The 6,003-nt window shown below is 72.7% G+C and carries 8 protein-coding genes, 1 tRNA gene and 1 pseudogene; 6 read left to right on the top strand and 4 right to left on the bottom strand.

The genetic code is table 11. The features are described 5' to 3' along the window. A partial coding sequence (locus NWP09_RS11070; RefSeq protein ID WP_369010422.1) for a helix-turn-helix domain-containing protein occupies nucleotides 1-383 on the bottom strand: 383 nt, incomplete at its 3' end. A 134-nt stretch (nucleotides 384-517) separates the two neighbouring features. Between NWP09_RS11070 and NWP09_RS11065 the strand changes: the two genes are divergently transcribed. From NWP09_RS11065 to NWP09_RS11040, 6 genes are all read left to right on the top strand, one after another. Continuing rightward, complete coding sequence (locus tag NWP09_RS11065; RefSeq protein WP_258275570.1) at nucleotides 518-976, top strand: DoxX family membrane protein; 459 nt, start codon at nucleotides 518-520, stop codon at nucleotides 974-976. A gap of 129 nt (nucleotides 977-1,105) precedes the next feature. Beyond that, nucleotides 1,106-2,155 (top strand): biotin/lipoate A/B protein ligase family protein, encoded by a 1,050-nt coding sequence (locus tag NWP09_RS11060; RefSeq protein ID WP_258275569.1) that lies wholly within the window; start codon nucleotides 1,106-1,108, stop codon nucleotides 2,153-2,155. Between the two features lie 52 nt (nucleotides 2,156-2,207). After that, complete coding sequence (locus tag NWP09_RS11055; protein WP_258275568.1) at nucleotides 2,208-3,083, top strand: TerC family protein; 876 nt, start codon at nucleotides 2,208-2,210, stop codon at nucleotides 3,081-3,083. A 39-nt stretch (nucleotides 3,084-3,122) separates the two neighbouring features. After that, nucleotides 3,123-3,446 (top strand): GNAT family N-acetyltransferase, encoded by a 324-nt coding sequence (locus tag NWP09_RS11050; RefSeq protein WP_258275567.1) that lies wholly within the window; start codon nucleotides 3,123-3,125, stop codon nucleotides 3,444-3,446. 55 nt (nucleotides 3,447-3,501) lie between these two features. Beyond that, nucleotides 3,502-3,575, top strand: a tRNA-Gly gene (locus NWP09_RS11045). Nucleotides 3,576-3,699: 124 nt separating this feature from the next. Further along, nucleotides 3,700-4,455, top strand: coding sequence for a DUF2993 domain-containing protein (locus NWP09_RS11040; protein WP_258275566.1), 756 nt, complete (start codon nucleotides 3,700-3,702; stop codon nucleotides 4,453-4,455). Nucleotides 4,456-4,479: 24 nt separating this feature from the next. On the opposite strand, the gene NWP09_RS11035 is transcribed toward NWP09_RS11040, so the two are convergent. The 3 genes and pseudogenes from NWP09_RS11035 to NWP09_RS11025 all read right to left on the bottom strand — a co-directional run. Next, complete coding sequence (locus tag NWP09_RS11035; protein ID WP_258275565.1) at nucleotides 4,480-4,821, bottom strand: YciI family protein; 342 nt, start codon at nucleotides 4,819-4,821, stop codon at nucleotides 4,480-4,482. 73 nt (nucleotides 4,822-4,894) lie between these two features. Next, complete coding sequence (locus NWP09_RS11030; RefSeq protein WP_258275564.1) at nucleotides 4,895-5,512, bottom strand: dihydrofolate reductase family protein; 618 nt, start codon at nucleotides 5,510-5,512, stop codon at nucleotides 4,895-4,897. Nucleotides 5,513-5,572: 60 nt separating this feature from the next. Further along, a pseudogene (locus tag NWP09_RS11025) lies at nucleotides 5,573-6,003 on the bottom strand (hypothetical protein); the annotation flags it as partial.

Below are 6,003 nucleotides of genomic sequence, written 5' to 3'. Positions count from 1 at the left end.
CGCGCGACGCGGGCCACCGCATCCGCCACCGGCTCGCCGGTCGCGGTCGCGGCCTCGATCGCGCCCGCGAGCACCGAGCCGGCGAGGTCGTAGCCGCGCGGCGGCAGCGAGACCGCGACCTCGCCCTGCGCTCGGCGATAGCGCTTCGCCGGGCGCCCGGCGCCGGGCCCGCCCCGGCCGCTCGGTCGCGCGTAGTCGGCCTCGAGCAGCCCCGCCTGCTCGAGCCGCTCGAGGTGGAACCGCGCGCGGTGCAGCGGCATGCCGAGCGCCGCGGCCGCCTGCTCGCGGCCCACGGGGGAGCGCTGCGCGACGACGTACTCGTAGAGCTGCCGCCGGGCGGCATCGGCGAGGGCGGCGACGGCTGCGGTGGCGTCGTCCGGCATGCGCGGCTCCTTCTATCAGACGAGCATCTTGACGCTAGAGTAGGGCAGGTCTATCGTGCGAAGCAATGACAGATAGAACCTGATCCGGGGACGGATCGCCCGCCCGCGGATCCCTTCGAGGAAGGAGCGGTGCCATGGCCACGACGACGTCGCCCACCACCGCGCGCGGCAGCATCAGCCGCGAACGGATGCACACCCGCAGCGCCTCCGAGTGGGCGTTCCTGCTGCTGCGCTCCGCGTTCACCGTCGCGCCGATCCTGTTCGGCATCGACAAGCTCACCAACCTGCTCGCCGACTGGACGCAGTACCTCGCGCCGTGGATCGACGCGGTCGTGCCGGGCGACGCGCGCTTCGCGATGTACGGGGTCGGGCTCGTCGAGATCGCGGCCGGCGTGCTCGTCGCGCTCGCGCCCCGATGGGGCGGGCTCGTGGTCGCCGCGTGGCTGCTCGGGATCATCGTGAACCTGCTCACGCTGCCGGGCTACTTCGACGTCGCGCTCCGCGACGTCGGGCTGCTCGCCGGCGCGCTCGCCCTCGCGCTGCTCGCGCGCGACCACGACCGCCGCGCGAGGCTCGCCCGCCGCGCGGCGTGACCGGGGACGCTCGCCGCGGGCGCGAGGCCCATCGACGCGGACCCCGTTCCGGCAGATGGACCCCAGATCTCGGGTCCGCCTGCCGAGACGGGGTCCGGCTCGTGACGCGGCCGCCGTAGGCTGAGAGCCATGCACGGCGAGTACAAGGTCCCCGGCGGCAAGCTCGTGGTGGTCGACCTCGAGGAGCGGGACGGCCGGATCGCCGACTTCCGCCTCGCGGGCGACTTCTTCCTCGAGCCGGACGACGCGCTCGGCACGATCGACGCGGCCGTGAACGGGCTGCCGGCCACCGCATCCGCCGTCGAGATCGGCGAGGCGATCAAGGCCGCGCTCCCGAAGGACGCCGTGCTGCTGGGCTTCACGCCCGAGTCGGTCGGGGTCGCGATCCGCCGGGCGCTGCAGCACGCGAGCACGTTCGGCGACTACGCGTGGACGATCATCGACGACGAGCCGCGGCTGCCGATCGTGCACGTCGCGCTCGACGAGGTGCTCACCGAGGCGGTGGGTGCCGGCCGCCGCGGGCCCACGCTGCGCTTCTGGAACCTCTCGGGGCCCGCGGTCTACCTCGGCTCCTTCCAGTCGTACCGGAACGAGGTCGACCCCGAGAACGCCGAGCGGCACGGGATCCCCGTGCTGCGGCGCATCACGGGTGGCGGCGCGATGTTCTCGGAGCCCGACAACGCCATCACCTACTCGCTCTACGTGCCCGGTGACCTCGTGCAGGGCATGAGCTTCCAGGACTCGTACGCGTTCCTGGATGCGTGGGTCATCGAGGCGCTCAAGGGGCTCGGCATCGAGGCGTTCTACGCGCCGCTCAACGACATCAGCTCGACGAAGGGCAAGATCGGCGGCGCCGCGCAGAAGCGGCTCGCCTCGGGCGCGGTGCTGCACCACGCGACGATGTCCTACGACATCGACGCCGCCAAGATGACCGAGGTGCTCCGCATCGGCAAGGAGAAGCTGAGCGACAAGGGCACCACGAGCGCGAAGAAGCGCGTCGACCCGCTCAAGTCGCAGACCGGCATGGGCAAGGCCGAGGTGCAGGAGGCGCTCAAGGCGACCTTCCGCCGCCTGTACGGCGGCACCGACGGGGCGCTCACGGCCGACGAGCTCGCCGAGGCCGAGGAGCGCATCCGCACCAAGTTCGCCACCGAGCAGTGGCTGCACCGCGTGCCCTGATGCGCATCGCTCCCGGCTCGCCGCAACCTTCCGGCCGTACGATCGGCGCGACATGGACTTCTCGCTCGAATTCACGCCAGACCTGATCGCGATCTTCCTCACGCTCTTCGTGCTCGAGATCGTGCTGGGCGTCGACAACGTCATCTTCATCTCGATCCTCGCGTCGAAGCTGCCCGAGTCGCAGCAGGCGAGGGCCCGCACGCTCGGCCTCACGCTCGCGATGGTCATGCGCATCGGGCTCGTGCTGCTGGCCGGCTGGATCATCACGCTGAACGACGACCTCTTCACCGTGCTCGGCATGGGCTTCTCGGGCCGTGAGCTCATCCTCATCGGCGGCGGCGGCTTCCTGCTGTACAAGGCGATCCACGAGATCCACCTGAAGCTCGAGGGCGAGGAGGAGCACGGCACCTCGGCCGCGAAGGCGACGTTCGGCGCGGTGCTCGCGCAGATCCTCGCGATGGACCTCGTCTTCTCGCTCGACTCCGTCATCACGGCCGTCGGCATGACGAGCAACATGCTCGTCATCATCAGCGCCGTCGTGATCTCGTTCGGCATCCTGCTGTTCGCGGCGCGGTACATCTTCGAGTTCGTCAACCGCCACCCGACGGTCAAGATGCTCGCGCTGTCGTTCCTGCTCCTCATCGGCGTCTTCCTCATCGCCGAGGGCTTCGGCTTCCACATCGACAAGGCGTTCATCTACGGACCGATGGTGTTCGCGGTGCTCGTCGAGAGCCTCAACCTCTGGGCGGCCGCTCGGCGCCGCAAGCGCCAGGCGCAGGCCGAGGAGCCGGTGCGCCTGCACCTGCGCACCTACGCCGCGTCGGTCCGCGGCAGCGCTGAGGACGCGGAGTCGCTCGAGGCGCACGCCGCGACGGCGCACCCGGCCGATCACGGCCGGGGCGACACGCGGTCGGGCGGATCCGCCTGACCCTTGTCGCCCATCCGCCTTCGGGGTTGGATGGGCGGCATGACTGAGGCTGCATCGCGCGAGACCCACGTGGTCGTCGGCGACGACACCGACCGCTCGCGCTTCGAGGCGCACATCGGCGGCCACCTCGCCGGCGTGCTCTCGTACGTCGACGACGAGGAGACCGGCGAGCGCACGCTCCAGCACACCGTCGTCGGCAACGAGTTCGGCGGCCACGGCGTGGGGAGCGCCCTCGCGGGCTTCGCGATCGCTGAGGCGCGGGAGGCGGGCCGCCGCATCGTGCCGCAGTGCACGTTCGTGCAGGGGTGGCTGCAGAAGCACCCGGAGCACGCCGACCTCGTCGCGCACCCCTACGGGGGCTGAGCGGGCGCTCCTCGGCGGAGTGCCGTACGATGGTCGTAGCCGCTCACGCGGCGACGCGGATGTAGTTCAATGGCAGAACTTCAGCTTCCCAAGCTGATAGCGCGGGTTCGATTCCCGTCATCCGCTCCAAGGGCCCGGTCTTCGACCGGGCCTCTTCGCGTCTGCCGGGAATCGAACCGAAGAGCGGCCTGCGGCCTCACGGGTGGCGGCCAGCACTCAGGATGCGCGCCGGACGGGCTCCTACGATGCCCGTGTGGCGAGGACTCGGAAGCGCGGACGCGGGGCCATCTGGGCCGTCGTGGCGCTCCTCGTGGTCGTGGCGCTCGTCGTCGGCGCCGAGCTCGTCGCGCGCCAGCTCGTGCCCGGCATGGTGCGCACGGCGGTCGCCGAGCGGCTGCAGCTCCCGCCCGAGCACCCGATCGACGTCGAGGTCGGCGGCATCCTCCTCCCGCAGCTCGTCGCGGGCAGGCTCGCCGACGTGCGCGTGGCCTCGGAGGACGTCACCGTCGGCGCGTTCAGCGGCGATGTCGTCGCCGAGGGCCGGTCCGTGCCCATCCGCGGCGACGCGCCCGCCGAGGGCGGCACGGCCGAGGTGCGGATGACGACCGAGCAGCTCCGGTCGCTGCTGTCGACCTTCGACGGGTTCCCGGCCGACACCGTCGAGCTCGCCGCGCCGCACGTCACGGCCTCGTTCGACGCGCAGGTGCTCGGCGCCTCGATCTCGCTCGGCATCGCGCTCGAGCCGAGCGCGTCCGAGGGCGACATCGTGCTGACGCCCGTCGAGGGCACGATCGCCGACGCGACGGTGCGCGCCGACGAGCTGCGCGAGCGCTTCGGCGCCCTGGTCGACCCCCTGCTGCAGGACCGGCGCCTCTGCATCGCCGCCTCCGTGCCCGCGGGCGCCGAGCTGCGCTCGATCGAGGTCGCGGACGACGAGCTCGTCGCGAGCTTCGACCTCGCGGGAGGCCTCGTCGACGACCCTGCGCTCCAGGAGCCCGGCGCCTGCTGAGCGGCCCTCGCCCGGAGCCAGGCGTCAGGACTCGGGGTCGTAGCCGAACGCGCGCAGCTCCTGCCGGCAGCGGCACGCCGCCGCCACCTTCGATGCCCACCGCACCGCCTCGTCGCGCGAGGGCACCTCGATGATCGTGTAGCCGCCCTCGAGCCGACTCGTCTGCGGGTAGGTGCCCTCCTCGACCCCGCCCTGCGCGTCGACGAGCACGGGCGGCACCGACTCGTCGACGCCGCCGCCGAAGACGTAGACGCCCGCCGCCTTCATGTCGCGGATCACCTGGTGGGACTCCTCGACGACGGTGTCGAACTCGCCCTCCGGGATCTCCATCTCGCCGCTCGGGAACGAGATCATGTACTTCGTCACGCGTGCGCTCCTCCCGCGCCCTCGCCGTCGAGGGCGACAGCGGCGAGGCTACGCGAGTCGGACCGCCCGCGCATCAGGGCATCGCGCCCGGCTCGGTCGCTCGAGCGCCCGTGCCGCGCACCGCGAGCTGGAGGATCGTGACGCCCGTGCTCGTCGAATCGGCCCGCTGCAGCTCGAGGTCGCGGCGCGGCCCGTCGCCGAACAGGCGCGCGCCGCTGCCGAGCGTGATCGGGTGCACGAGCAGCACGAAGCGGTCGATGAGCCCCGCTGCGTGCAGCGCGCGCACGAGCTCGCCGCTGCCGAGGATCGAGATCACCCCGTCGACCTCGCCGCGCAGCCGCGCGACGGTGTCCACCGCCTCCCCGGGCAGCAGGGTCGACGCCGGGTGAGCGAGGGGCGCGCCCGAGCGCGAGGCGACCCACTTCGGGATCGCCCGGAGGAAGCCCCCGAAGGGGTTCGGCTCCGGCGCCGAGAGCCAGTGCCCGACGACCGCGTCGTATGTGCGTCGGCCGAAGAGCATCGCCCGCGTCGCCGCCATCCCCTCGCCCATGATCGCCAGCTGCTCGTCGCTCGCGAACGGCTGCGCCCACCCGCCGTGGTCGAAGCCGCCGCGCCGGTCCTCGTCGGGGCCCCCGGGCGCCTGCATGACCCCGTCGAGGGTGATGCTCTCGGTCGCGGTGATCGTCGCCATGGCTCGACCCTGGCCGGGCGCGAGAGCGCCGTCAACGGGTCGTGAGCGCCCTGACCGGCGTCACTCGGGCACGGTGAGCGGCTGCAGCACGCCGAGCTCGAGCCACAGCAGCGGCGCGATCACCGCGAGCGCGGCCGTGAGCAGCAGCGTGAGCACGACCACGATGTACTGCACCCGCCGCCGCCCGTGCGAGATGCGGCGGAAGCCCCACGCGATCGGCACGCCGACGAGCGAGACCATGAGCGCGACCGTCGGCGCGACCCAGTGGGGGATGCACGCGAGCACCGCGAGCGCCGCGATCCCGACCGCGATCGGCCACATGCGCGGCACGCGCTCGACGACCGGCTCCGGCTCGGGCGGCGCCTCCCACGGCAGCTCGGGCACCGGCACGACGCGCGTGGGCTCGGCGGACGCGTCGGCCGGCTCCCAGCGCCCGCGCGCTCCGCGCGTCCACGGCGCGGCAGCCGACGGCGCCCGTCGCTCGCCGCGCC

The sequence above is a fragment of the Agrococcus sp. HG114 genome (genome assembly GCF_024723325.1).
Classification (GTDB): domain Bacteria; phylum Actinomycetota; class Actinomycetes; order Actinomycetales; family Microbacteriaceae; genus Agrococcus.
The sequence above is the reverse complement of the archived record's forward strand: the minus strand, read 5'-3'. Positions and strand labels throughout refer to the sequence as shown.